General features: G+C 60.0%; 18 protein-coding genes, 2 rRNA genes and 2 pseudogenes. 14 read left to right on the plus strand and 8 right to left on the minus strand.

The window, feature by feature from the left end; genetic code table 11:
• From rrf (L9Z73_RS06945) to L9Z73_RS06955, 3 genes are all read left to right on the plus strand, one after another.
• Nucleotides 1–102: ribosomal RNA gene (rrf, locus tag L9Z73_RS06945) — 5S ribosomal RNA — on the plus strand; the annotation flags it as partial.
• A gap of 109 nt (nucleotides 103–211) precedes the next feature.
• Nucleotides 212–327, plus strand: a 5S ribosomal RNA gene (gene rrf, locus L9Z73_RS06950).
• Nucleotides 328–673: 346 nt separating this feature from the next.
• Nucleotides 674–2,554 carry a methyl-accepting chemotaxis protein gene (locus L9Z73_RS06955; RefSeq protein WP_247397841.1) on the plus strand — a complete coding sequence of 627 codons (1,881 nt, stop codon included), beginning with the start codon at nucleotides 674–676 and terminating at the stop codon, nucleotides 2,552–2,554.
• Nucleotides 2,555–2,593: 39 nt separating this feature from the next.
• Here L9Z73_RS06955 and L9Z73_RS06960 read toward each other — a convergent pair whose 3' ends face one another.
• From L9Z73_RS06960 to L9Z73_RS06980, 5 genes are all read right to left on the minus strand, one after another.
• Entirely contained in the window at nucleotides 2,594–3,052 is a 459-nt protein-coding gene (locus tag L9Z73_RS06960; protein WP_247397844.1) for an SRPBCC family protein, read from the minus strand.
• A gap of 19 nt (nucleotides 3,053–3,071) precedes the next feature.
• Nucleotides 3,072–6,443: an amino acid adenylation domain-containing protein gene (locus tag L9Z73_RS06965; RefSeq protein WP_247397847.1), complete on the minus strand. Its 3,372-nt coding sequence runs from the start codon at nucleotides 6,441–6,443 to the stop codon at nucleotides 3,072–3,074.
• Nucleotides 6,440–7,387 carry a diiron oxygenase gene (locus tag L9Z73_RS06970; RefSeq protein WP_247397849.1) on the minus strand — a complete coding sequence of 316 codons (948 nt, stop codon included), beginning with the start codon at nucleotides 7,385–7,387 and terminating at the stop codon, nucleotides 6,440–6,442. Before L9Z73_RS06970 ends, L9Z73_RS06965 begins: the two co-directional genes overlap by 4 nt.
• Nucleotides 7,384–8,142, minus strand: a complete 759-nt coding sequence (locus tag L9Z73_RS06975) for a DUF3050 domain-containing protein (RefSeq protein WP_247397850.1) — start codon at nucleotides 8,140–8,142, stop codon at nucleotides 7,384–7,386. The genes L9Z73_RS06970 and L9Z73_RS06975 overlap by 4 nt, the downstream gene beginning before the upstream one ends.
• Nucleotides 8,143–8,522: 380 nt before the next feature.
• Nucleotides 8,523–9,221 carry a GntR family transcriptional regulator gene (locus L9Z73_RS06980; RefSeq protein WP_247397851.1) on the minus strand — a complete coding sequence of 233 codons (699 nt, stop codon included), beginning with the start codon at nucleotides 9,219–9,221 and terminating at the stop codon, nucleotides 8,523–8,525.
• Between the two features lie 332 nt (nucleotides 9,222–9,553).
• On the opposite strand from L9Z73_RS06980, the gene L9Z73_RS06985 reads away from it, so the two are divergent.
• The 5 genes from L9Z73_RS06985 (at nucleotide 9,554) to L9Z73_RS07005 (ending at nucleotide 13,905) form a co-directional block, all read left to right on the plus strand.
• Nucleotides 9,554–10,447, plus strand: coding sequence for a TauD/TfdA dioxygenase family protein (locus L9Z73_RS06985; RefSeq protein WP_247397852.1), 894 nt, complete (start codon nucleotides 9,554–9,556; stop codon nucleotides 10,445–10,447).
• Nucleotides 10,448–10,461: 14 nt separating this feature from the next.
• Nucleotides 10,462–11,487, plus strand: a complete 1,026-nt coding sequence (locus tag L9Z73_RS06990) for an ABC transporter substrate-binding protein (protein ID WP_247397853.1) — start codon at nucleotides 10,462–10,464, stop codon at nucleotides 11,485–11,487.
• Nucleotide 11,488: 1 nt separating this feature from the next.
• Complete coding sequence (locus L9Z73_RS06995; RefSeq protein WP_247397854.1) at nucleotides 11,489–12,340, plus strand: ABC transporter ATP-binding protein; 852 nt, start codon at nucleotides 11,489–11,491, stop codon at nucleotides 12,338–12,340.
• Nucleotides 12,341–12,352: 12 nt separating this feature from the next.
• Nucleotides 12,353–13,201 carry an ABC transporter permease gene (locus tag L9Z73_RS07000; protein WP_247397856.1) on the plus strand — a complete coding sequence of 283 codons (849 nt, stop codon included), beginning with the start codon at nucleotides 12,353–12,355 and terminating at the stop codon, nucleotides 13,199–13,201.
• Nucleotides 13,202–13,332: 131 nt separating this feature from the next.
• Nucleotides 13,333–13,905 (plus strand): hypothetical protein, encoded by a 573-nt coding sequence (locus tag L9Z73_RS07005; RefSeq protein WP_247397859.1) that lies wholly within the window; start codon nucleotides 13,333–13,335, stop codon nucleotides 13,903–13,905.
• 77 nt (nucleotides 13,906–13,982) lie between these two features.
• Here L9Z73_RS07005 and L9Z73_RS07010 read toward each other — a convergent pair whose 3' ends face one another.
• Both L9Z73_RS07010 and L9Z73_RS07015 read right to left on the minus strand, forming a co-directional pair.
• Entirely contained in the window at nucleotides 13,983–14,687 is a 705-nt protein-coding gene (locus tag L9Z73_RS07010) for a DUF3142 domain-containing protein (RefSeq protein WP_247397861.1), read from the minus strand.
• Nucleotides 14,684–16,852 carry an outer membrane assembly lipoprotein YfiO gene (locus L9Z73_RS07015; protein WP_247397864.1) on the minus strand — a complete coding sequence of 723 codons (2,169 nt, stop codon included), beginning with the start codon at nucleotides 16,850–16,852 and terminating at the stop codon, nucleotides 14,684–14,686. Before L9Z73_RS07015 ends, L9Z73_RS07010 begins: the two co-directional genes overlap by 4 nt.
• A 439-nt stretch (nucleotides 16,853–17,291) precedes the next feature.
• Between L9Z73_RS07015 and L9Z73_RS07020 the strand changes: the two genes are divergently transcribed.
• The 6 genes and pseudogenes from L9Z73_RS07020 to L9Z73_RS07045 form a co-directional block, all read left to right on the plus strand.
• Nucleotides 17,292–18,905 (plus strand): glycosyltransferase family 39 protein, encoded by a 1,614-nt coding sequence (locus tag L9Z73_RS07020; protein WP_247397867.1) that lies wholly within the window; start codon nucleotides 17,292–17,294, stop codon nucleotides 18,903–18,905.
• Between the two features lie 280 nt (nucleotides 18,906–19,185).
• Complete coding sequence (locus L9Z73_RS07025; protein ID WP_247397869.1) at nucleotides 19,186–19,431, plus strand: DUF2789 domain-containing protein; 246 nt, start codon at nucleotides 19,186–19,188, stop codon at nucleotides 19,429–19,431.
• 240 nt (nucleotides 19,432–19,671) lie between these two features.
• Nucleotides 19,672–20,325, plus strand: a complete 654-nt coding sequence (locus tag L9Z73_RS07030) for a hypothetical protein (RefSeq protein WP_247397873.1) — start codon at nucleotides 19,672–19,674, stop codon at nucleotides 20,323–20,325.
• Nucleotides 20,322–20,738, plus strand: a complete 417-nt coding sequence (locus tag L9Z73_RS07035; RefSeq protein WP_247397875.1) for a hypothetical protein — start codon at nucleotides 20,322–20,324, stop codon at nucleotides 20,736–20,738. The genes L9Z73_RS07030 and L9Z73_RS07035 overlap by 4 nt, the downstream gene beginning before the upstream one ends.
• A 610-nt stretch (nucleotides 20,739–21,348) precedes the next feature.
• Nucleotides 21,349–21,762: a MarR family winged helix-turn-helix transcriptional regulator gene (locus L9Z73_RS07040; protein WP_247397877.1), complete on the plus strand. Its 414-nt coding sequence runs from the start codon at nucleotides 21,349–21,351 to the stop codon at nucleotides 21,760–21,762.
• Nucleotides 21,759–23,375: pseudogene (locus L9Z73_RS07045) on the plus strand (FUSC family protein); the annotation flags it as partial. The gene L9Z73_RS07040 and the pseudogene L9Z73_RS07045, both read left to right, overlap by 4 nt.
• On the opposite strand, the pseudogene L9Z73_RS07050 reads toward L9Z73_RS07045, so the two are convergent.
• A pseudogene (locus L9Z73_RS07050) lies at nucleotides 23,373–23,517 on the minus strand (radical SAM family heme chaperone HemW); the annotation flags it as partial. The pseudogenes L9Z73_RS07045 and L9Z73_RS07050 overlap by 3 nt on opposite strands.

Raw genomic sequence — 23,517 nt, forward strand, 5'->3', positions numbered from 1 at the left:
AGCATTGGAACCACCTGATCCCATCCCGAACTCAGTAGTGAAACGATGCATCGCCGATGGTAGTGTGGGGTTTCCCCATGTGAGAGTAGGTCATCGTCAAGATTAAATTCCAGAACCCCTGTTTGCTCACGCAGACAGGGGTTTTGTTTTAGTAGAAGTCCACGAATTTCACTGGGACGTTGCCAACGCAACGGTCTAGTACACAGAATTTCTTGACGACCATAGAGCATTGGAACCACCTGATCCCATCCCGAACTCAGCAGTGAAACGATGCATCGCCGATGGTAGTGTGGGGTTTCCCCATGTGAGAGTAGGTCATCGTCAAGATTGAATTCCGAAACCCCTGTCTGCTAGCGCAGACAGGGGTTTTGTCGTTTAAGGCATTTGCTTTGGCCACACATCCGCTCAGATAACCCGCGGCCTATGATCAATGGCCACCCTTCTTGAAAGACTGCAAGACTTTGCAGTTTCGGGCACCTTACCGGGACCACCGGTCGGTTTCCCACTCAAAAAGAGGATATTTCTCACAAAACCTTAAGATTCCACTTCATTTGGCCGAAAGCCTGATGAGCCATGCGTGCACCGATTTAGGGCGACCCAAGCGTCCACCTATGCGTTACATGGAATGTTCCACCCTGCACGCTCCCCCCCTTTGGCAAAAGAAGTCGATGAAATGAATCTAAAGTTCAGTCATAAAATTCTGTTGGCCGCGTCAGGCGTCGTCGTCCTGGCTTTCGCGTTATTCACGCTGTACAACGATTATCTGCAACGCACCACCATCAAGCAAAACCTGGAGTCGTCCATCCAGCAATCCGGTGAGCTCACCGCAAGCAGTGTGCAGAACTGGCTCAGTGGCCGTGTGTTGGTACTCGAAAACCTCGCGCAAAACGTGGCTCATCAGGGGAGCGCTGCAGACCTTCCTGGCTTGGTGGATCAACCCGCGCTCACCTCGAACTTCCAGTTCACTTACGTCGGCCAAACCAACGGCGTGTTCACCCAACGCCCCGACGCAAAAATGCCCGACGGTTATGATCCGCGCCAGCGCCCGTGGTACAAGCAAGCCGTGGCTGCTGACAAAACCATGCTGACCCCGCCTTACATGGCTGCCGTTGGCGGGCAGATCGTGACCATCGCCATGCCGGTGAAAAAGAATGGCGAGTTGCTGGGCGTGGTCGGCGGTGACCTGAGCCTGCAAACGCTGGTGAAGATCATCAATTCGGTAGACTTCGGCGGCATCGGCCATGCGTTCCTGGTCAGCGGCGACGGCCAAGTCATCGTCAGTCCTGATCAGGACCAGGTGATGAAGAACCTCAAGGACATCTACCCAGGCACCCGCGTAAGCATCGAGAAGCTAAACCAGGATGTTGTCCTCAACGGCCAGGATCGCATTCTGTCCTTCACCCCTATCAGCGGTTTGCCAGGTGCAGACTGGTACATCGGCTTGTCGATCGATAAAGATAAAGCCTATGCCCCCCTGGGTAAATTCCGCACGTCCGCGCTGATTGCCATGCTGATTGCCGTGGTGGCGATTGCTGTGCTCTTGAGCCTGCTGATCCAAGTATTGCTGCGGCCGCTGACGACCATGCGCGTTGCCATGCAGGACATCGCCCAGGGCGAGGGTGACCTGACCCGCCGCCTGAATGTGACCAGCAAAGATGAGTTTGGCGAGGTAGGCAGCGCGTTCAACCAGTTCGTCGAGCGTATCCACGCCTCCATTTCCGAGGTGTCCTCGGCAACGCGCCAGGTGCATGACCTGTCCCAGCGCGTAATGGCGTCGTCCAACGCCTCGATCATCGGTTCTGACGAGCAGAGCGCGCGCACCAACAGCGTTGCGGCGGCAATCAACGAACTGGGCGCCGCTACCCAGGAAATCGCGCGTAACGCCGCCGACGCTTCCCAGCACGCCAGCGGTGCCAGCGAGCAGGCTGACGATGGGCGCAAAGTGGTGGAGCAAACCATCCTGGCGATGTCGGAACTGTCGCAAAAGATCAGCCTGTCCTGCACCCAGATCGAGACTCTGAACGCTAGCACCGATAACATCGGCCACATTCTTGATGTAATCAAAGGCATCTCCCAGCAGACCAACCTGCTCGCGCTCAACGCCGCGATCGAGGCCGCCCGTGCCGGGGAAGCTGGCCGTGGGTTTGCCGTGGTCGCCGATGAAGTGCGCAACCTGGCTCACCGTACCCAGGAGTCGGCCGAGGAAATCCACAAAATGATTACTTCGTTGCAAGTGGGTTCGCGTGAGGCGGTGACCACCATGAACGCCAGCCAGACCTCCAGCGAAGAGAGCGTCGTAGTCGCCAACCAGGCCGGCGAGCGCCTGATCAGCGTGACGCAACGGATTGTTGAAATCGACGGCATGAACCAATCGGTCGCCGCAGCCACCGAGGAGCAGACCGCCGTAGTGGAAACCCTCAACGTCGATATCAACCAGATCAACCTGTTGAACCAGCAAGGCGTGGTCAACCTCAACGAAACGTTGAAAGACTGCGACGCATTGTCCCAACAGGCCAACCGTTTGAAACAACTGGTCGACAGTTTCAAGATCTGACCTCAATGGCAGAGGAGTGAGGCCTCTCGCTCCTACTGCTTAGCCAAGCATCTGTCGGACATTATCCAATGCGCCGTCGGCGAAGCTCTGCATAAAGTGTTCGAACCCTTCCTGCGCGGTATCGACCGGTTCGCCGATGAGCGTCCAGGTCGCCCTGGAACAGCCTGAATCCAGTGCTTCCACACGCATTGCCGCCCACAAGCGGGCCACGCCCAAGGTGTTGTAGACGGTGGTCCAGGTCATGTACATGGCCTCTTCGTCACGGCTGTTGAGTTGCTCCACGGCACAATGGCCATCGTGGAAGTACTTCGTGCGCAAAGCGCCTACACCGGTGCCGATTATTTCAATGTGCGACAAGGCGGGAATGAACGCATCAAAGCCTGCAAATTCCCCCACCAAGCCCCACAGCCTGGCGGCCTCGCAGTCGACTACGACAGAGGCCACCACTGGCGTGCCCTGGGGGTTGCGGATCAATGTATCGGGTTGCAACGGTTTCATGAGGTTGTCCTGAAGCGGTTCAAAGAAAGCCGATGGCCTTGAGGTAGTCGCAGCCTTTGCCTAACAGCGCGGGGCATTTCTCGGGGTACGTTGTGCCCATTTCTTCCACGCCCCGGCGTGCATTGTCGTGACGGATCATCGACGTATCGCCGATGTCTTCACCCAACCCGTCCAGGTAAAAACCCAGCACGCCAAACAGTGCATTTTCGCGGCCCACTGTTCGCAGTCGCCGTTGCCACTGCGCAACACTGACCCGGTCGAATGTGTAGCCGGCGTCGCTGAATGCGTCGAGGTACTGCTCCCAGCTCAAGGGTTGTGGGTTATGCAGGTTGTACACGCTGCGCCCGGCTGCGAAATGTGTGCAGTGGCGCGCGAGAAAACGCGCAAAAAAGTCCACCGGCATCAGGTCGAAGTTCACCTCTAAACGGGGAACCAGGCCCAATTGCAGCGAGCCCTTGAGCATCAGCATCAGGCGATTTTTCTGTGGTTGGCAAACACCGCTTTGGCTGTTGAAGCTGATATTGCCCGGACGATAGATATTCACCCAGGCGCCTTGCTCCAGCGCGCGGCCCGATAGCCGTTCGGCCACCCATTTGGACAGGTTGTAACCATTCTTGATGTAGATCGGCAGCGTTGCCGCAGCCGGCGACTCCAGGACCTGTCCCGTGGCGTCGATGGCGCTGCATGCCGACAGTGTCGAGATGAAGTTGAAGACCTTTTTGCTGTGGGTTTCACACAGGCGCAGGCATTCCAGTACGGGGTCGACGTTGTCGTTCACCAGCGCCGCGTAGTCCATCACATGATTGACCCGCGCCGCGTTATGCACCAGCACGCCAAAGTCCCTGGCGAGGCGCTCGTACACCTCACCTGCCAAGCCCAGGCCAGGCTGGCTGATATCGGCGGCGTACACCCGCACCCGGCTCTGGTCCAGATGTTCCAGGCGGTATTCATGCAACGCCTGGGTGAACCGTACCGTTGCCGACTGGTTCGGCAGTTCCCGCACCAGACATGCCACTTCCGTAGCACCGCCGGCCAGCAAGGCTTCGACGATGTGTACCCCGATAAAACTGTTGGCTCCCGTCACGATCACTTTGCGGCGGTCACCGGCGCAGGCCTCGGGTAGCACCTCAAGCGCCGGTTTGCGCTGTGCGTCTTGAACCGCCTGGCCGCAGGGTGCATCGGCGCGCGGGCCGTCCTCCAGCAGCGTCGCGAGTGTACGAATGGTCGGCATTTCAAAAAAACTGTTCAGGGGCAGACTGCGACCAAATTGTTCGCGAACCCGCAGCAGCAGGCTCGACAGCAGAATGGAGTGGCCGCCGACGTTAAAGAAGCTGTCATCGATGGACAACGTCCCTGCGGGAAGCTGCAACAACTCACTCCACAGCCGCACCAGTTCAACCTGCAGCGGCGTTTGCGCGGCCTCTGCGGTGCGATTCGACGCGGGTTGCGCCGGCAGTTGCAACAAGGCCTGGCGATCGACTTTGCCGTTGCCCGCGTAAGGCATGCCGGCTAATTCGATCCACCGCTCGGGTTGCAGGTAGTCAGGCAGCCACTGTCGCGCATACTGCTTAAGGGCGTCTATCGTGGCGCCAGGTTCCGGCTGGGCGACCACACCGCTAATCCTGCGATCACCGTCGATCACCACCGCCACCTGACGAAACAGCCGGCTGGCGCGCAGGCATTGTTCGATCTCCTGGGGCTCGACTCGAAACCCCCGAATTTTCACCTGCTCGTCCCGACGCCCACCCAACTCGATGCCGTCGCGGGTCCACTTGGCGCAATCACCGCTGCGGTAGGCGCGCAAGGGCTGGCCGCCCGGCAATGCGAGTTCGACAAAAGGGTCGTCGCGCCGTTGTGTTGCGTTCAAGTACCCCAGGCTCACGCCGGGCCCGACGATGTACAGCTCGCCCATCACCTGCTCGTCCACCGGCTGCAAGTGCTCATCGAGTATCAGCACCTGGCTGTTGGCGATGGGGCGGCCGACGTTGCGATTGCTGTCCCCAGGCCGCAACGTCCGATGGGTGACCAGTACCGTGGCTTCGGTGGGGCCATAGAGATTGTGCAATTGGCACTGGCCGGCCAGTCGTTCAATCACATAGGGCTCACAGGCGTCGCCGCCGGTCAGCAGGTGCGCCAGGCCCAGCGGTTGATCCAGCGGCAGGATGCTGAGCAGCGCCGGCGGCAGGAAGGCATGGGTGATACGTTGCTGACGGATCAGTTCCAACAGTTGCTGCGGGTCGCGTCGTTGCGCCTCGCTTGGGACAATCAACTCGGCGCCGGCAATCAGGCTGGGGAAGATATCCATCACCGAGGCATCGAAGCTCAACGCAGCGAACTGCAACACCCGGCTCTGCTCGTTCAGCCCCATGCAACCGCCGAACCAGGCGGTGAAATGGGCCAGGTTGCCCTGGCTCAGCAGCACGCCTTTGGGGCGGCCGGTGGTGCCCGAGGTGAAGAGCACCATGCACGGTGCATCGGGGTTGGGACGATGCCGCAGCAGCGGCGGCAACGTATCGCGCTGATCGATTGCGCTGACATCCAATGAAACGAAGCAATCGCGCAGTGGGTGGCGGCCATCATCCAGCAACACCCTGGCTCCTGCGCTGTCCAGCATGGCCTGTTGGCGTTGCGGTGGATGATCAGGGGCCAGTGGCAGGTAAACCGCGCCGCAGCCCAGCACCGCAAGAATACTGGCGTACAACGCGGTTGTTTTTTCCAGGCACACCCCGACCACCGGCGGTGCCTCGACGCCTTCCAGCAGTGGGCCGAGCCGTTGCTGGATCGCCCGTGCTTGAGTGTGCAATTGCCGATAGGTCAGCACGCGGCCGGCAATGTTCAGCGCCGGCCGTGTGGCGAAGGTGAGCAGGCTGGCCTGCAATCGTTCGATCATTGGCACCTGCGCCGCCTGCAGCAGGTGTACATCGGTCGTGTGATTGAACCGATGCACAAACGCCAGCGCCTCCAGCCTTTGCAAACCGTGTTCGGGCCAGGCATTGGCCCCGGCCCCTGCGGGAAAATACTCAGGGTCGCGGGCGAAGCCGCTCACCAGTGCAGCGAGCCATTCCACCAGCGCAGTTATTGCTTGCAGGCGCAGCCGCTGGCCATTACCGCTGGGCTCTTCGGCAAGGTCCAACACGGCCACCCAGCGTTGGCCAGCGTCATGCGCGCGCAACTGTAGCTGCGGCAACCCGTACTCCGTCAGCGGGCCGACGCCCAGGCGCAGGCTGATGCGTGGAGCGGCGGCCAGGTGTGTCGGCAGTGACGCACTACCGTCCTCAATCACCAGGTCGGCAGCGTCATGACCCGACAGATGACCATATTGCTCCAGCTCCAGCCTCAGCGCATCGAGGGCATGGCTGATACCGAGCCATCCAATTGTCAGGCGTCTCATGCCGCTCTCCCGGCCACTGGCAGATAGTCGGCCAGTGCCTGGGCTACGCTCGGTGTCTGCAGCAAGCCGCTGTGCTGCAGAAAACCCATGATGTTGCCGATCAGCGGGTGGTGGCGGGTGATGGGGAAATCCAGTGCCGCCATGTCGGCCCTCAGTGCATGGCGAACGTGAGTGCTCACGTCCAACTGATCGATCAGTTGCAGGTCGAAGGATTTTTGCAGCTCGTTGGTCAGGTAGTGCTTCAGGAAGATGGGCAAGACAGGGGCAATGCTGTCGCGCTCATCCGGGCTTGCCGCCTGCCAATAGAGGCGCACCAGGCGCGTCCAGAACTGCCCATGGCGCCCTTCGTCGAACAGGTGATCGGCCATCAAGCCACGGATGGAGGCCTTGACGCTGTGGTCCTTGGAAAATGCCGCCACGTCATGGGTCACGGTGTTCTCGGCGATGGCCACGCCAATCAATTCCACCGCGTCGCGCAGGTGCGCCGGGACCTGTGCCTGCGCCGCCGGCAGGGCGCGGCTGAGTTCGATTTGCAGGGGCAGGTCCAGTGGCGGTATGCCGGTCATTTCCACGGTCTGTTGCAGGAAGTCCAGCGCGACCAGGGCGTGATAATCCTCGTCCACCACGACGGTCATCGCGTCGTAGCGACACACAAGGGGGAAGGGCAGCGCGAAACGGTTTTTGGCAATGTTGCGCGCGGTTTTGTCGACGATCTCGGTTTCGAAAATCACCACGTCATTGATGAACTTGTAGAAGCTTTGCAGCAGCACGAAGTCGCGCCACTGCGGGCAATGCTCAAGAAAGGTCGTGCTGAGGACCAGGGGCTGGCGGCACAGCGGATAGATCAGCTTGTCGTCGTTTTCCAGCAGGCGGCGAGGGCGCGTGCGGATGGTGGCACGGCGTTCCCAGTCTTCGGCGATGGAGCGGTAGTCGGCGACGTTCATGGGCGCACCTGTTGCAGCGAGGTACGCACGTCGTCCCAGAGCTTGATGCGGTTTTCCACGGCGTTGATCGCGGTTTCAACGGCTTGTTGCTGGTACTCGGGAGCGCCGAGGGTCAGGCCTTGGAGCATCCTCTGTGCTGCTGGCTCATGGCCTTGGGTGTCCAGTTCGATGTGGCGGTTGAGGTAGTAGCCCAATGTAGGCGCCTGGCGATCGATGATTTCACTGCCCTGCAACAGCCGTTCGAACATGCTCGGGATAATACTTTCGCGGCCGTGCAGGAAGGCGGCGGCCACACAGTGGGTGGGCGCATTCAACGCGATGTGCAACGTGTTCGCGACGAAGCGGGCCACGCCGGGCAGGACATCGACCTGACCCAAGGCGGCATTGGCCTCGACGCCCCGCCGTTGCAACGCGATGAAGGTATCGATGGCGTGGGTACTGGCGCCCACTTCGAGCATGGCCTCCCGGTACAGCTCGAAGTGGCTGCAATGACCACGCCTGGGGTGTTCGTCCGACTCCTCGCCCAGCACGATTTCGTTGATCAGGCGGGCGGCTTGCGGATCGCTCGGTGGGAGCCAGGGCAATTGCGTACACGTCAGGTCCCGTTGCAGGCGTTTGGTGAGGGTCATGAAGTCCCAAACGGCAAATACATGGTTCTCCATAAAAAGTTGTAACTTGCCAAGTGAAGTTATTTCTTCAAATAACGGGTGACTGCATAACTGCAGCTTTTTTTGTTTAAGTAGAACTTGATACATGGTTGATGCCTATAAGTTGTTGCGACTGCTCTGAAAACAGTGATGGGCTTTTGCAGCCAAAAAGCAGACAGGTAACGGTTTAGCCAAGCCACGCGCGCAGCGCTGCCCAAACAGGGGTTCGTGCAGGCGGTTGAGGTGTTTGGTTTATTGACGAATGATAATAAGCTGATTAAACGTTTGGACGAGCTTATAAATGTATTAGATGTTTTTTCGAAAAGATTCCGGTTGTGGGTAAGTTGTATTATTAAACGTGGGAAGTTTCCCGGACATTAGCAGGCAGTACGCAGTCGAATAGTGTTAACCGGGGCATCTTGACGCGGGGCTTTCCCAGGAGGGAAGGCAGCCCCGCAATGCTTAAAGGGTGAATCCGGTGGAAAACCTTACTTGCCGGCCGCCTCAAGGCCCTTTAGGTAAGTGCTGATGACCTCCATGCCGCGCATCAGGTGATTGCGCAGCGTCAGGATGCTTTCGGCGACCTTCTTCTGCGCCACCAAGCTCAGCAGCTCGCGGTGATCTTCCTGGGACGTCTCGCCCAATCCCATCGCCTCAAGGTTGAAGCGCAGGAAGCGCTCCTCTTCATTCAAACCGTGTTCGACCAACGTGAGTAGTCGCCGGTTGGGCGCCTTGCCATACAGCGCCATGTGGAACAGGCGGTTGAGCCGGCCAATCTCGGTATAGTCTTTCTCCTGCTCCAGCGCCGTGATGAAGGCATCAGCCTGGGCAATGTCGTCTGCGGTGAGCAACGGAATCGACAACCGCAGCGCTTCGGATTCCAGCAGCATGCGCAAGGCGTAGGTCTCGGCTGAATTGTCTTCGATCAGCGGTGCAACCACCGCACCCTTGTGCGTCACGACATGCAGCAACGACTGGGCTTCCAACTGCCGAAGGGCTTCACGCACGGGCATGCGGCTGACGCCGAACAGGCTGGCAAGCTCTTGCTGGCGCATGGCGGTACCACAAGGCAACCGGCCATCGAGGATGGCATTGCGCAAGGTTTCTTCGATTATGGAACGAGCAAGATGGGCGGGAATAGGCCCGCTGACCTTGATACTGCTCAAAGGGCTCGGCTTTTGCGTCACGGCTACGCTAGCCTCCTTATAGAATGGGTATGGCTTATTGGATCCAATGCACACTAGAGATTGCCTACAGGCTTGTCAAACGCGCAAGGTTTTCGGCTTGTAAGCGGCTAAACACGCGACTCTGAGCGCCCACATCTTGCTTTTGCGGTGTCTTACACACCGGTGTCAGATTGCGCTGAATTGAACACGTCACCGCCCTCGTTTACTCCATTGCCAGCGCCCAGCGCAGGTGATCGGCGCTACATTCCCATCTATGCATATTCACTAACGGTATTTAAAATGCCGTTCTTATGCCTATAAAGTCACTCTCCTGTCCGACCGGGAGTGAATTCATGTCCGCCACCTCTACTGTTCCAACCGCGACCCCTAACGCCCAAACCTTCGAGATTCGTCCACTCCCCGGCAGCGTGGGGGCCGAGATCATCGGCCTGGATTTGTCCCGTCCGGTCAACGACGAGGATTTCACCCGCATTCACCGCGCACACCTGGATCAGCATGTGGTGATCTTTCGCGACCAACGCATCACCCCCCAACAGCAGATCGCCTTCAGCCGCCGCTTTGGCGTGCTGCAGATCCATGTGCTCAAGCAGTTCCTGCTGGCCAACCACCCGGAAATCCTGATCGTCTCCAACATCATCGAAAACGGCCAATCCATCGGCCTGGGTGATGCGGGCAAATTCTGGCATTCGGATCTGTCCTATAAAGAACTGCCCAGCCTGGGCTCGATGCTGCACGCCCAGGAACTGCCAGCCGAAGGCGGCGACACCTTGTTTGCCGACATGCACAAGGCCTGGGACCAACTGCCCGAGCACCTACGCAAAGCCATACACGGCCGCAGCGCAGCGCACTCCTACACCGCGCGTTACAGCGAAAGCAAATTCGAAGGCAACTGGCGCCCGACGCTGACCCCCGAGCAGCTCGCCCAAGTCGCCGAAGTGGTCCACCCGATTGTGCGCACCCACCCGGAAAACGGCCGCAAGGCGCTGTTCGTCAGTGAAGGCTTTACCACCCGCATCATCGGCCTGCCGGAAGACGAAAGCCGCGACCTGCTGGCCCAGCTCTATGCCCACAGCGTGCTGCCGGAAAATATCTACCGCCATCAATGGCAGCCCCACGACCTGGTGTTCTGGGACAACCGCTCGCTGATCCACCTGGCTGCCGGTTGCCCGAGCCATCTGCGCCGCAAGCTGTACCGCACCACCATCCAGGGCGACGCGCCTTTCTGATTCGGAGCATGACCATGTCCAGGAACATTCCATTTTCACGGCTGGCTGCAACGCTCGGCCTGGGTATCAGCCTGTTGGCCGGCAGCCTCGTCGCCCCAGCGGTTGCGCAGGCTGAAGGTGAGATTCGCATCGCCGAGCAGTTCGGCATCGTCTACCTGTTGCTCAACGTGGTGCGCGACCAGCACCTCATCGAAAAATACGGTAAACAGGAAGGCCTCGATATCAAGGTCGACTGGACCCAACTCTCCGGTGGCGCGGCCGTTAATGATGCGCTGCTCTCCGGCTCCATCGATATCGCCGGTGCCGGCGTCGGCCCGCTGTTGACCATCTGGGACCGCACCCACGGCAAGCAGAACGTCAAGGCCGTCGCCTCCCTCGGTAACTTTCCCTACTACCTGGTGAGCAACAACCCCAAGGTCAAGACCATCGCCGATTTCACCGATAAAGACCGCATCGCGGTGCCGGCGGTGGGTGTGTCGGTGCAGTCGCGCTTCCTGCAATACGCGGCCGCCAAGCAATGGGGCGACAAGGAATTCAATCGCCTTGATCAATACACCGTCGCCGTCCCGCACCCTGACGCCACGGCGGCGCTGATCGCTGGCGGCACCGAGTTGACCGGGCACTTTTCCAACCCGCCGTTCCAGGACCAGGCCCTGGCGAACCCCAATGTGCATGTGGTGCTCAATACCTACGACCTGCTGGGCCCGAATTCGCCGACGGTGTTGTTCGCCACTGAAAAATTCCGCAACGACAACCCGAAAACCTACCAGGCCTTTGTCGACGCGCTGACCGAAGCCGCGCAGTTCGCCCAGAACGACAAAGGCGCCGCCGCCGACACTTACATCCGCGTGACCAAGGCCAAGATCGACCGTGCCGAGCTGCTGAAAATCATCGACAACCCGCAATTCGAATTCAGCGTCACGCCGAAAAACACCTACCCGCTGGCGGAATTCCTCTACCGCGTCGGCGCGATCAAGAACAAGCCTGAATCGTGGAAGGACTACTTCTTCCAGGACGCCAAGCCCCTGCAAGGAAGCTGAGATGAACGCGCCCTTGCAAGGCCACGCGGCCAGCAACCTGTCCGCTGCCGCCGCGCTGCTGGCGGTGGATAACGTCAGCCTCGAATACCGCACCCCCGAGCGCGTGGTGCGGGCCACGCACCAGGTCAGTTTCGAAGTCGACCCGGCCGACCGCTACGTATTGCTCGGCCCGTCGGGTTGCGGCAAATCCACCTTGCTCAAGTCCATCGCCGGGTTTATCCAGCCTTGCGAAGGGGAGATCCGCCTGCTGGGGCAGAAGGTCGAACGCCCGGGTCCTGATCGCATCGTGGTGTTCCAGGAATTCGACCAGCTGCCGCCGTGGAAAACCGTCAAACAAAACGTGATGTTCCCGCTGCTGGCGTCAAACACCCTCAAGCGTCGTGCAGCCGAAGAGCGTGCGCTGCACTACCTCGACAAAGTCGGCCTCAGCGCCTTTGCCGACGCCTATCCGCACACCCTCTCCGGCGGCATGAAAGCCCGCGTGGCCATCGCTCGCGCCCTGGCCATGCAGCCGAAAATCCTGCTGATGGACGAACCCTTCGCCGCCCTTGATGCCCTGACCCGCCGCAAGATGCAGGAAGAGTTGCTGCGGCTCTGGGAGGAAGTGCGTTTCACCTTGCTGTTCGTCACCCACTCCATCGAAGAGGCGCTGGTGGTGGGCAATCGCATCTTGTTGTTGTCGCCCCATCCGGGACGGGTGCGCGCGGAAATCCACAGCCATCAATACGACCTGCACAGCCTGGGCGGCGTGGAATTCCAGGCATCGGCGCGAAGGATTCATCGCCTGCTGTTCGATGAAGCGCCCGAAGCCGAACGTGAGTTGGGCTTCGCCGATATCCGCATCGCTTACTGAAGGGGCCCGCTCATGCGCCAGGAATATGAAGTCACCCTCGAACCGCTGCTCAGCGTCCCCGTGGAACGCGAGCTGCCCCTGCGCCAGCGCCTGTGGCAACAAGGCTGGTTGCGCAAAGGCTTGATCCTGATCGTGCTCGCGATCCTCTGGGAAGCGGTTGCGCGCTACCAGAACAATGACCTTTTGTTGCCGAGTTTTCTGCAGACGTTTCACGCGCTCTACGACGGGCTTCTGAGTGGCGAGCTGCTGAGTAAAGTCAGCATCTCGCTGGTGGTGCTGATCAAGGGCTACCTGATCGGCATCCTGCTGGCATTTGCCTTGACCACACTGGCGGTGTCGACCCAACTGGGCCGCGACCTGCTCAGCACCCTGACCTCGATGTTCAACCCGCTGCCGGCGATTGCGCTGCTGCCGCTGGCGCTGCTGTGGTTTGGACTGGGCCAGAACAGCCTGATTTTTGTGCTGGTGCATTCGGTGCTGTGGGCATTGGCGCTCAACACCTACTCGGGGTTTCTCGGTGTGTCCGAAACCCTGCGCATGGCCGGTCGCAACTATGGGTTGAAGGGCATGCGCTTTGTGCTGTTCATCCTGATTCCAGCGGCACTGCCGTCGATCCTCGCCGGCCTGAAAATCGGCTGGGCATTCGCCTGGCGCACGCTGATCGCCGCCGAACTGGTGTTCGGCGCTACCAGCGGCAAAGGTGGCCTGGGCTGGTACATCTTCCAGAACCGCAATGAGCTGTACACCGACAAGGTATTCGCCGGGCTGGCGGTGGTGATCCTGATCGGCTTGCTGGTGGAAAATTTGGTGTTCGACACCTTCGAGCGATTGACCGTCAAGCGGTGGGGCATGCAGCGCTGAGGCTGGCTTGATCAATGAGTGATCAGACTTGCTCCCGCCGGCGTGTAGGAGCGTTCCTGATTTTTGTCCCGTTGAACGATCAACAAGCCTAGGCATTAACCTTTCGACGGTTAACCTTAAGAGACTTCGTTATGTCCGTCGAAAATCCCTACGCTGCGCCACTGGCCGATCTGAGTCAGTCAGCCGCTGATCAACCGATGTTCTTTGTTGTTGCGCCGCGCAAACTGTTGCTGATGATTTTGCTGTCCCAAGGTTTGTACATGGTTTATTGGAGTTACAAACAGTGGGCCTATTATCGCCAGGCAACCGGTGCCCCTATTTGGCCTTGGGCCCGGGGCTTGTTTGCGGTGTTTTTCTTTTACTCGTTCGCGATGAAGGTGCGACGAACGCTTGAACTGACCAATACGTCGCATCGTTGGTGGCCACGGTGCCTGGCGCTCGGGTTGACCTTCAGCGCACTGCTGCCGCAGGCCTATGTCTGGTTTGTAGCGCCGATGACAGCATTGAAACTCAACTTCTGCCTGATGATCGCCGACGCGGCTCTGGCCGTGCAGCTTCAGCATGCGGTGAATCGTGTTGAAGACGACGCCGGGGGCGAGGCCAACCATCGCCTGACCTGGGCCAATGGCATCTGGATACTCATCGGGATGAGCACCTGGGCGCTGACGGTATTTTGGACGCTCAACCCACCCGGGCCGTACTGAGTCTTTTCGGTGCGCTAAACACGTGTCCATGCACGGTGGACACGTGTTTCCAAAAGGCATTTTCCAGACAAGCGCCTTCATGGATTGCGCAAAAACACCACATACCCCCGAAACCACTCACTCCCCTTCAAATACCCCGGCGTTTCCCATTCTCCGCCCTGAATCAAGCCGATCTTGAACGGCAGCCCCAGCCGATTCATCCGTGGCAGATACGCCGCGTAATCCGGGATGCTCTGGCGCCCCTGGTACGTCTGCACCACCACTTCATCCACCACGCCGTTGAGCTGGGCGATGGCGGTCGGGTCGGCGTTGCTGCTCCAGTCCATCAGACCGGTGATGCTCAGGCGCAGGTCGGCGGGCAGGCGCTGGCGCAGGTCGCGCAGGAAACCGGCGTATTCGTGCAGGTACTGGGTGCGGGCGTCGAAGTCGATCTGGATGCCGATCACCGGGTTGCCGGCCTCGCGCCAGCGTTGTACCTGGCCGAGCAACTGGGTGTAGACGCGGTCTGGCCAGCGTAGGGTGTGGGCGCGGTAGACCAGCCAGATGTCGCCCTGGGTGATGCGCGGCACACTCATGCCCTGGGCGATCAATTGCACGCCGCGTTGGGGCGCGCGGCGGGTGGCGTTGATCTGGCCCTGGAGGATGTACAGGGTTTTCGCCTGCTTGAGCACCGGCTGTGGTGTGACGCCGCTCCACAGCCAGAAGGCGTCATAGTCGCGGGCGTCGACGGCGCCGAAGGCCGGGCTTGCCAGCAACAGCAAGCCGAGCCACAACGGTTTCACCAGTAGTACTGCAGCGATTTGCCCCACTGCGTGTCGGCAAAGCCCGTCTTGAGCTGGCGGAACCAGGCCTTGCGCACGGCCGGCGTAACGTCTTCGCCGCCGCAACTGTTGTAGCCAGACGGCGCGTAGCAATTAAGGGCGCGGAACAGCGCGTAGGCCTTGTCGGCCTTAGGTGCCTTGGGGTTGCCGATCACCTGTTGGTAGCCGTCGAGCCGCGAGAAGGTGGCACCCTTGAAGTCCGATGGCGTGCTGCCCAGGCTGCCGGCGGCGCGCGCCTGTTCAAGCGGCATGCTATCCAGGCTGTTGCGCAGGATGAACTCGCCGAAGCAGTTCAGGCCGTGGGGGTTTTTCGCGTCGTTCTGCAAGGTTGCGGCGGTTTGCGCAATGCTCGGGCAGGCGTAGCCGGATTCGGCTTTGTCGCCGTTCCACTGAAACAGTTTCAACGTCTGGCCGGCGCCGTAGACATAACCCAGGCTGGTGCCCAGCTTGTCGTCCGGGGCCGACGCCGGCAGTTGCTTGAGGTCGTCGTCGAAGGTGGCGAACTGGCCGCGCAGCAGGTCTTTATAGAGCAGCACGAATTGCGCGGTCTGGCGCTCCAGCGGGTCGTGCGCCTGGGCGATCTGCTGGCGCAGCAAGTCCGGCCCGGCGCTGTTGCGCAGCAGGATGTAGCGCACCTGTTTGGCGCTGATCGGCGAATCGGCAGCGAACACCTTGGCTAACTGGCCGCTGCGTTCGTAATTCATCGCCAGTGCCAGCTCCAACTGGTCGCGTTGCAGCGGTTGCTTGGCCAGCGGCAGCAGTTGCAGCCAGAGGGTTTCGGCGGCTTTCCAGTCTTGCTTGGCTTCCAGGGCCAGGCCGCGCAGGGTCTGTTGGCTGAAGGCGAAGTAATCCGGGTTCGACGGCACGTCCTGGGGCAGATGCTTCAACGCGTTGTCGGGTTGATGCTCGACGTACAGGGCATACGCCGCTTGCAGGTAGTCGAACAGCGCCGGTTCGTCGGCAAACACGGCTTTTTGCCCATCGAGGTCGGCGTGGGTGAGGGTCGGCGGCGTATGCGCGCGCATCAGCATCAGGTCGCTGACGAGCAGGATCATCGGGTTCTTGACCGCCTTGCCGTTGACCATCAGCAGCTTGAGGTCGGCTTCGGCCACCAGTTCATCCACGGACACATTGCGCTGGGCGTCGGTGGCCTGGGTCAATTGCCAGGCATAGGCCTCGGCGAGCTTGGCGTGATCGTCCGCCAGCCAATACACCCGGCGCAGCAGGCCACGGGCGGAGGCGACGTAATTACCTTGTGGATAAGTCTTCAGGTAACCGAGGAAGCCCTCTTCGGCGTCGCTCAAGGCGGACTTATCCACATGCTCGAGTTGCGGCATGCCGTATTCGTCGAAGGCATCGGCCTGTGCCTGGTTCAGTGATGTCCGCGCGGTCATGTACAGCGCGGTTTCCTTCAGCCAGGGCAGATGACTGCTGCTGGCGCCGGCAAAACCGCTCTCGGCGTCACTGAAGCGGCCGCTGTAGAAGTCGGCGGCGGCTTGCAGATAAGTGCGAAGCAGTTGGCCTTCGGTGGATTGGATCTGCTGTGCGTCCACCACTTGGCCTGCCCAGGAGCACGCCGTGAGCAATTGCAAGCGCGCCTTCACCAGCAACTCGCGCTCTGCCGCCGGCATGTCGGCCTTGATCACCTGGCGGATAAACGCGGTGGCGCTGTCGTCGTCGTTGCTGCGGCAGCGGCTGCCTTCGCCATTCAGGAAGTCAGCACCTGCGGATTTGTATTCGTCACGCTGGATGCCCAAAGGCTGGAGCAGGGTGTCGAGTTCGGCGCTGGGTGAGGCGTGCGGCGTGCTATCCGGTTCGGCCGGCGTGGCGGCGATCGGCACCAGGCGGTACACCGGGAACGGCACCGGACCGAAGCCTTGGGACAGGTCGTCTTCGCTCAAGGCGTTTGGCGCCAGGGGCGCGCCTTTTTTGTCGGCCAGCAACAGGCGCAGGTTGGTTCGGCTGTCATTGCCGGGGCTCAGGAACGGCAGGTTGTTGCACGTGTCCAGGCTGTCCCGCGAGACCCTCCAGTCGGGGTAGCACGAGTCGTCGGAGCTGGCGCGTGCCGGCTGGGAGAGACCGGCGAGCAGTGCCAGTGCCAGGGGTGACAGAAAACCGATGCGCATGACGTGTCCTTGATCCTGAGTCCTTGGAGGGCGCCAATCATAGCGTGATCCGGCGAAGGCTTCGGCGAAGGCCTACAAAAATTGCTGATTTGTCTGACTGTGGGTAGTGGCAATTTAACTCCGCTGCCCTAGGTTGCGCACCTCGTCAGGGAGGTCGGTGCTGGGCGTGACCTGGCGCCGAGCGGGAAAGCGGGTTCTGACGGGGTGCATCGGTCGCGCTTTGGATCTGGATCGGCGGCGCCGACCTCTGCGGATGTGCGCTGTTAAGGGGCTGTAAAGCCCGTTGATCCGCCGTGATCGCAGCACGTAGACGCAGGGTTGGCGCGCTGCCTGCCGGTTGCGAAACAACGAGCGAATCCGGGGCTTTTGTCCTAGAGTGGCGCCTGTTTGCGCAAGCGCAGGGTTGGCCCTGAAAACGGGCAGTGGCAGGGGAATTGGGGTGCGACGGTCTGTGGTAGAGCAAGACGACAAGGTTGGGGCAATTTCTGCTGTCAATCGCCTCGCGGGGAGCCGGGAAGGTAAGGGTTGGTTACGCCGCCTATGGTGGGTGCCGATTCTGGCGCTGGCGCTGGCCGTGCGTTTTTATGGCCTGACGGCCGCAGCGATCTGGGGCGATGAAGGCTCGAGCCTGCTGCTCGCCCAATATGCTGCGGTCGACCTGTGGTTTCACGCCGCCCACGATGTGCATCCGCCGCTGTATTTCTTCCTGCTGCGCGGCTGGATCGAGCTGTTCGGCGATGGCATCTGGTCGATTCGCAGCATGAGTGCGATTCCCGGCGTGGTCGTGGTGGGCCTGGGCATCTGGCTTGCGCGGCAACTCTCCACCCGTCGCGCCGCCGTGCTGGCCGGTGTGCTGCTGGCGCTGTTCCCCAGCGCGGTGCGCTATAGCCAGGAAGTGCGCATGTACTCGCTGCTCGGCGTGTGGCTGCTGGGCGCGACGCTGGCGTTGGTGTATTGGGTGCGCCAACCCGAGCGCACGCGCTACTTGCTGGCGTATGGGCTGCTGATGGCTGCCGGTTTCTACACCCATTACTTCACTGCGTTGTGTGTGTTGGTGCATTGGGTCTGGCTGGGGCTGTTGAGTGCGTCCCAGCCACCCGGCCGGCGCTTGATCACGCGTCCGGCCTGGTGGGCGGTCAACGTCGCGATCGTACTGGCGTATCTGCCTTGGCTGCCGAATCTGGTGGGGCTGGTGCAGCATATCGAGCAGCTCAAGGTCGGTGGCGACATCGGCTGGGAAGCGCCGGTCAGCCTGTTCTCCGTGCCGTCGATGATCTGGCAGTTCATGTTGCAGGACGAAGGTCTTGGCTTATGGCCGGTGCTGTTCTGGTCTTTCCCGCTGCTGCTGGTGACCGTGGTGGGCGTCAGCGCCTGGCGCGATCAGGCGCGCTACCGGCCGGCCGTGCTGCTGGCGTTGTTTTTTTTGCTGCCGCTGCTGTTGGTGTACGGGGCGTCGTTCATCTCGCCGGTGTTTATCGAGCGTTACCTCACCGTCTATGCCTTGGCCTTGCCTATCCTCCTTGCGCTGGCCATCGACCGCCTGCCCAGGCGTCTTTCATGGCTGGGCGCGGCATTGTTCGTGCTGTGCGTCGGTGTGGAGCTGATGGGGGTGAAGAACAACGCCACGGTGGATGTGGATGATCAGTTCAACGTGCCGGTGGAGTTCGTCAATCGCAACTACCAGGAAGCTGACCGCATCGTCCTCAGCGACATGCTGTGGTACTTGAGCTACGTGTATTACGACCAGACCGACGCGCAATTGCAGCTTTACACACCGCCCAAGCCTGATGGCACGCCGACGCGGCCGAATGCCTATGGCTTCGGCACCCTGGTGGATCAGGACGGCGGGCGTATTTACCTCGACCGTTTGTCGGAGTTGCCGGCGGATACCCGCCGTGTCTGGCTGATCAGCAGCAACGAAGCGCCGGACGATTTTGCGCCGCTGCCGCATGGGTGGCGTCAAATAATGCAGCAAGATGGCGGCGGTGCCAGGGCGCGGTTGTTCGTGCTATGCCTCGGTCCAGAGCCGTCGCAGCCTGAGGGTTGTCGCTAATACCCATTCGGAATGAGCAGGATATCAAAGTAGTGGCAATCGATTTCTAGGGAGCTCTGTAATCATCAGTTACGGTTCGCCCACAAATAGATTTTTGTCCTACTGAGTGGTGAACGGATTGTAGACATAACTTTATCTCCGGCTTACCCCGCTCCGGCCAGCTCTGCGCGCAGCAATGCGTCGCACAACTGCAGGCATGGCTGCAAACCCTCTAGCGCAAGCTCGCGCCTGCTGTGGGGGAGGACTAGACTCGGATAAACCCACCTATCCGGAGCTCATCATGCAATCGCCTGAACACAGCTTGCCCTCCCTGTTCAAACAACTCGGCCTGGACGATGACGCGGCCGGCATCGAGCAGTTCATCACCACGCATTCACCGCTCAAGCCTGCGCTGCAACTGGCCGATGCGTTTTTCTGGACGGATAGCCAGAAGGCGTTTTTGCGTGAGGAAATTCTGGAGGATGCGGATTGGGCTGAAGTGGTGGATGAGTTGAACCTGATGTTGCGGCGTGGGCGAGAGGTGTAAAAAAATCTTTTATGACGCGCGGTAATGTAAAAAAAAATGGTGTGCGGTAAAAAAAACTGGGCTGTAAGCGACCCAGTTAATTTTTTCTGGAAAGCTTCGCACCATGGCAATCGACCTGCGTGCTGGGGCGGGTGATACACGAGGTTGGGAAATTTCCTATCGACTAAAAGGAAGTAGATGATGGTGGGCAGAGTGAGGAACCCTTATCAACAGGGGCTGACTCCTTCTTCTGGACACAACATGAAACGACTGATCCCCCGCGCTGAAATTGAACAATATGACCTCACAAAAATCGAGAGTCCCTATTTTGCCGGCAGCAAAGTAAGGGAATTTTTTCGTGCGCCTTATGCGTTGCAGGGACTGAGTGAACTTCTTAGTGAATGCAATATTTCCCCTGTTTGTTGTCCTGAGGAAAAAGATCAACGGCGAGTGTTGGATAAACTCGCGGCAGGTGATTGGTTATTCGTGACGGACCATCCCTTCGTTCCTTTAAGTAGAGCGTGTCGCGTTAAATACGGGCATCTGATGGGCCGTCGGCTTTATGTCGGGCCGGGTAAGTGGGAAAAAGTCAGCATCGATTACGATGGCATTAAAAACACCGCACTATTGGTGGCTAATCGGTTAGTTTCCATGGGTGATGAGGGGCGAATGTTCTTATCGGATGGCAAGGATCTCGCGAACACCACTAGGGTTATGACTCAACGGTGGGTGAGGCTTGACAGTCGCGATGATCAGCTCACTCACAGATCGGTTGAGTGTCGGTATGGTGATCTACGGCATATCAAACAACGCTATCTGGATGGGGATGACAATTGGCAACAGGGTGGAAAATCCTGGCACTGGCAACCTGTAACACCTGATGTGGCCTATGAATACAAGGATGTTAAAAAATGACACGCAAACAGATCTTCTGGTTTTGGGGAGCCATGGATGCCCTTTATCTGATTCGGTATGCAGTGGCCAGCGCAATAGAGGGAAGGATTCCTTATTTAAGCGATCTTGAAAGTGCTTTATGGGTGCTGCGTGATCATAGCGTTGTGCAGTTATACCTGTTCGGCTTTGCCATGCTGCTGCAAGTTTCCATCGTGATCTCGTGCCTACTGTTCTTTCTTGGACGTGAACAGGTGAGGTGGGTTACTTACCTTCAAACACCCTTGCGATTGGCTTTTATTGTGCCTTCTGTTTCGCTGTTGCTGGTAGGTGCTCAGCTTGTTCCTAACTACAACGTGGTGTTAATGGCTGCGTTAGTTGTTGTATCCGAGGCAGTGAAAGTCTGGAGCGTCTGGCGGTGGAGCAAAAGGTGCTGATATTTTCCAGCAGAGCCACTTAGGAGACTGAGCGGTCAATAAGCCGGTTGCACAACAATCCTGAAGCCGACGCTGATCCAAATGTGGGAGGGGGCTTGCCCCCGATCGCGGTAGATCAGTCAACCATGTATTGCCTGAACCTCCGCTATCGGGAGCAAGCCCCCTCCCATATGGGTCATGCGGCGTTGTGGCTATCGTTGAAAATCCAACCCTCACGCTGAAACCCGCTTTACTTACCCAGGCGCCGCCTGAATGGCAGGCTGCACAGCGATCCTGAAGCCGACGCCGATCCAAATGTGGGAGGGGCGGTGCGACGATTCGACTTGCCCCCGATAGCCGTAGATCAGTCAACCATGTATTGCCTGAACCTCCGCTATCGGGAGCAAGCCCCCTCCCACATGGGTCATGCGGCGTTGCGGCTATCGCTGAAAATCCAACACCCGCGCTCAAACCCGCTTTACTGACCTCCATCTCCACCCACCCGCTAAATTGTTTCAAAACTTGACGCGTTCAGCTCCATCCGCCATATTGATAGTTAGCAAACTAACTATATGCGAATGATCCAGTGCCCAAGACCCTCGAACAACTCCAGACGAACCTCAGCAGCAGCATGGTGGTGGGCGCCCGTAACTGGCGCAAAATCTGCCAGAGCACGCTGGTGAGCTACGGTATTTCCGAAGCCTGCGCCGTGCCGTTGTTGATGATCGGCCGCCTGGGCGACGGGGTGCATCAAGTCAAAGTGGCCCAGGCGTCGGGGATGGAAAGCCCGTCGCTGGTGCGCCTGCTCGACCAACTGTGTAGCGGCGGCTATGTGTGCCGCGCCGAAGACGCCCACGACCGCCGCGCCAAGGCTTTGAGCCTCACCGTGCGTGGTCGCGAGCTGGTGCAGGCGGTGGAGGCGCAACTGGTGCGTCTGCGCCGCGACGTGCTGGCGGATATCGCGCCTGGCGACATGGAGGCTGCGTTGCGTGTGTTGCGCGCTTTTGAAGCCGCCCATCAACATCAAGCGGTTGCGGCATCTTGAGGGGATTTTTTACCGGCATGCCGCCGGCCAAGGACTGGTTCTACGGGGCACGCACGTTCGCTGCGTCGATGATCGCGTTGTACATCGCCATGCTCATGCAAATGCCGCGTCCGTACTGGGCGATGGCCACGGTGTACATCGTCTCCAGCCCGTTTGTCGGCCCGACCAGTTCCAAGGCGCTGTACCGCGCGATCGGCACCTTCATGGGCGCGGCGGCGGCGGTGGTGTTCGTGCCGATGTTCGTGCAGTCGCCTTACCTGCTGGTGGTGGTGATTGCATTGTGGACGGGCACCCTGCTGTTTCTCTCCATGCACCTGCGCACCGCGAATAACTACGCCTTGATGCTGGCCGGCTACACCTTGCCGCTGATCGCCTTGCCGGTGGTGGACAACCCCCTGACGGTGTGGGACGTGGCCGAAGCGCGCACCGAGGAAATCTTTCTCGGCATCGCGGTGGCGGCGGTGGTCGGCGCGATGTTCTGGCCACGGCGCCTGATGCCGGTGTTCGATGGTTCGGTGGCCAAGTGGTTCAGCGACGCCCAGGTCTACAGCCAGCGCTTTCTGAGCCGCAACGTGGCGCCGGCGGAAGTCAGCGCCTTGCGCGGCGGCATGGTCGCCACCTTCAACACGTTGGAGTTGATGATCGGCCAGTTGCCCCACGAAGGCGCCCGGCCGCAGACGGTGCGCAACACCAAGGAATTGCGCGGGCGGATGATCCACCTGCTGCCGGTGGTGGATGCGCTCGACGATGCGCTATACGCCATCGAACACCGTGCGCCGGAGTTTCTCGAAACGCTCGCGCCGCTGTTGGAGGCGACGGATCAGTGGCTGCACAGCACCACCGAATCCGCGCCGTTGGAACGCTGGCGCGCCCTGCGTGACCAACTCGACGCGCTGCAACCGGCTGGCGAAGCGCTGGACGATCGCCACACGCTGCTGTTCTCCAACGCCCTGTACCGCCTGGGTGAGTGGATCGACCTGTGGCAAGACTGCCGCAGCCTGCAGGCCGCGATCCAATGCGAAAGGCAGGACACCTGGCGCGCCGTGTACCGCCACTGGCGCCTGGGCCGGCTGACGCCGTTTCTCGACCGTGGTCTGATGCTCTACTCGGCGTTTTCCACCGTCACCGCGATCATCGTCGCCTCGGTGCTGTGGATTCTGCTGGGCTGGACCGACGGCGGCAGCGCCGTGATCCTGGCGGCCGTCGCCTGCAGCTTCTTTGCGTCGATGGACGACCCGGCGCCGCAGATCTACCGCTTTTTCTTCTGGACCGCCATGTCGGTGCTGTTCGCCAGCCTGTATCTGTTCCTGGTGCTGCCCAACCTGCACGATTTCCCCATGTTGGTGCTGGCGTTCGCGGTGCCGTTTATCTGCATCGGCACACTCACGGTACAGCCGCGTTTCTACCTGGGCATGCTGCTGACGTTGGTGAACACCTCGTCGTTCATCAGCATCCAGGGCGCTTATGACGCCGACTTCCTCAACTTCGCCAACGTCAACCTGGCCGGGCCCGTGGGCCTGCTGTTTGCCTTTGTGTGGACGCTGATCGCGCGGCCCTTCGGTGCCGAGTTGGCCGCCAAGCGCCTGACCCGTTTCACCTGGCACGACATCGTCGTCAAGGGACTGATAGGGCAAACCGTGCATCAAGTCCAGGTTGAAGTTGTCGAACCCGGCCTGGCGCGCCATGCCGGCGGCGCGCACGGCTTCATCGCCATTGTGGATGCGGCCCAGGGCTTCGAGTTTTTCCTGCTGGAAG

Origin of the sequence: Pseudomonas emilianonis (assembly GCF_023072625.1) — a bacterium.
Taxonomy (GTDB): Bacteria; Pseudomonadota; Gammaproteobacteria; order Pseudomonadales; family Pseudomonadaceae; genus Aquipseudomonas; species Aquipseudomonas paraveronii.

Excerpts from the sequence above, each read along its gene's own strand:
- L9Z73_RS07005 (WP_247397859.1), top strand. The coding sequence starts at position 13,333 with ATGTCCGTCGAAAATCCCTACGCTGCGCCACTGGCCGATCTGAGTCAG.
- L9Z73_RS07030 (WP_247397873.1), top strand. The coding sequence starts at position 19,672 with ATGAAACGACTGATCCCCCGCGCTGAAATTGAACAATATGACCTCACA.
- L9Z73_RS06965 (WP_247397847.1), bottom strand. The coding sequence starts at position 6,443 with ATGAGACGCCTGACAATTGGATGGCTCGGTATCAGCCATGCCCTCGAT.
- L9Z73_RS07035 (WP_247397875.1), top strand. The coding sequence starts at position 20,322 with ATGACACGCAAACAGATCTTCTGGTTTTGGGGAGCCATGGATGCCCTT.
- L9Z73_RS07000 (WP_247397856.1), top strand. The coding sequence starts at position 12,353 with ATGCGCCAGGAATATGAAGTCACCCTCGAACCGCTGCTCAGCGTCCCC.
- L9Z73_RS07015 (WP_247397864.1), bottom strand. The coding sequence starts at position 16,852 with ATGCGCATCGGTTTTCTGTCACCCCTGGCACTGGCACTGCTCGCCGGT.
- L9Z73_RS06955 (WP_247397841.1), top strand. The coding sequence starts at position 674 with ATGAATCTAAAGTTCAGTCATAAAATTCTGTTGGCCGCGTCAGGCGTC.
- L9Z73_RS06960 (WP_247397844.1), bottom strand. The coding sequence starts at position 3,052 with ATGAAACCGTTGCAACCCGATACATTGATCCGCAACCCCCAGGGCACG.
- L9Z73_RS06970 (WP_247397849.1), bottom strand. The coding sequence starts at position 7,387 with ATGAACGTCGCCGACTACCGCTCCATCGCCGAAGACTGGGAACGCCGT.
- L9Z73_RS06975 (WP_247397850.1), bottom strand. The coding sequence starts at position 8,142 with ATGTATCAAGTTCTACTTAAACAAAAAAAGCTGCAGTTATGCAGTCAC.
- L9Z73_RS06985 (WP_247397852.1), top strand. The coding sequence starts at position 9,554 with ATGTCCGCCACCTCTACTGTTCCAACCGCGACCCCTAACGCCCAAACC.
- L9Z73_RS06995 (WP_247397854.1), top strand. The coding sequence starts at position 11,489 with ATGAACGCGCCCTTGCAAGGCCACGCGGCCAGCAACCTGTCCGCTGCC.
- L9Z73_RS07040 (WP_247397877.1), top strand. The coding sequence starts at position 21,349 with ATGGTGGTGGGCGCCCGTAACTGGCGCAAAATCTGCCAGAGCACGCTG.
- L9Z73_RS07025 (WP_247397869.1), top strand. The coding sequence starts at position 19,186 with ATGCAATCGCCTGAACACAGCTTGCCCTCCCTGTTCAAACAACTCGGC.
- L9Z73_RS06990 (WP_247397853.1), top strand. The coding sequence starts at position 10,462 with ATGTCCAGGAACATTCCATTTTCACGGCTGGCTGCAACGCTCGGCCTG.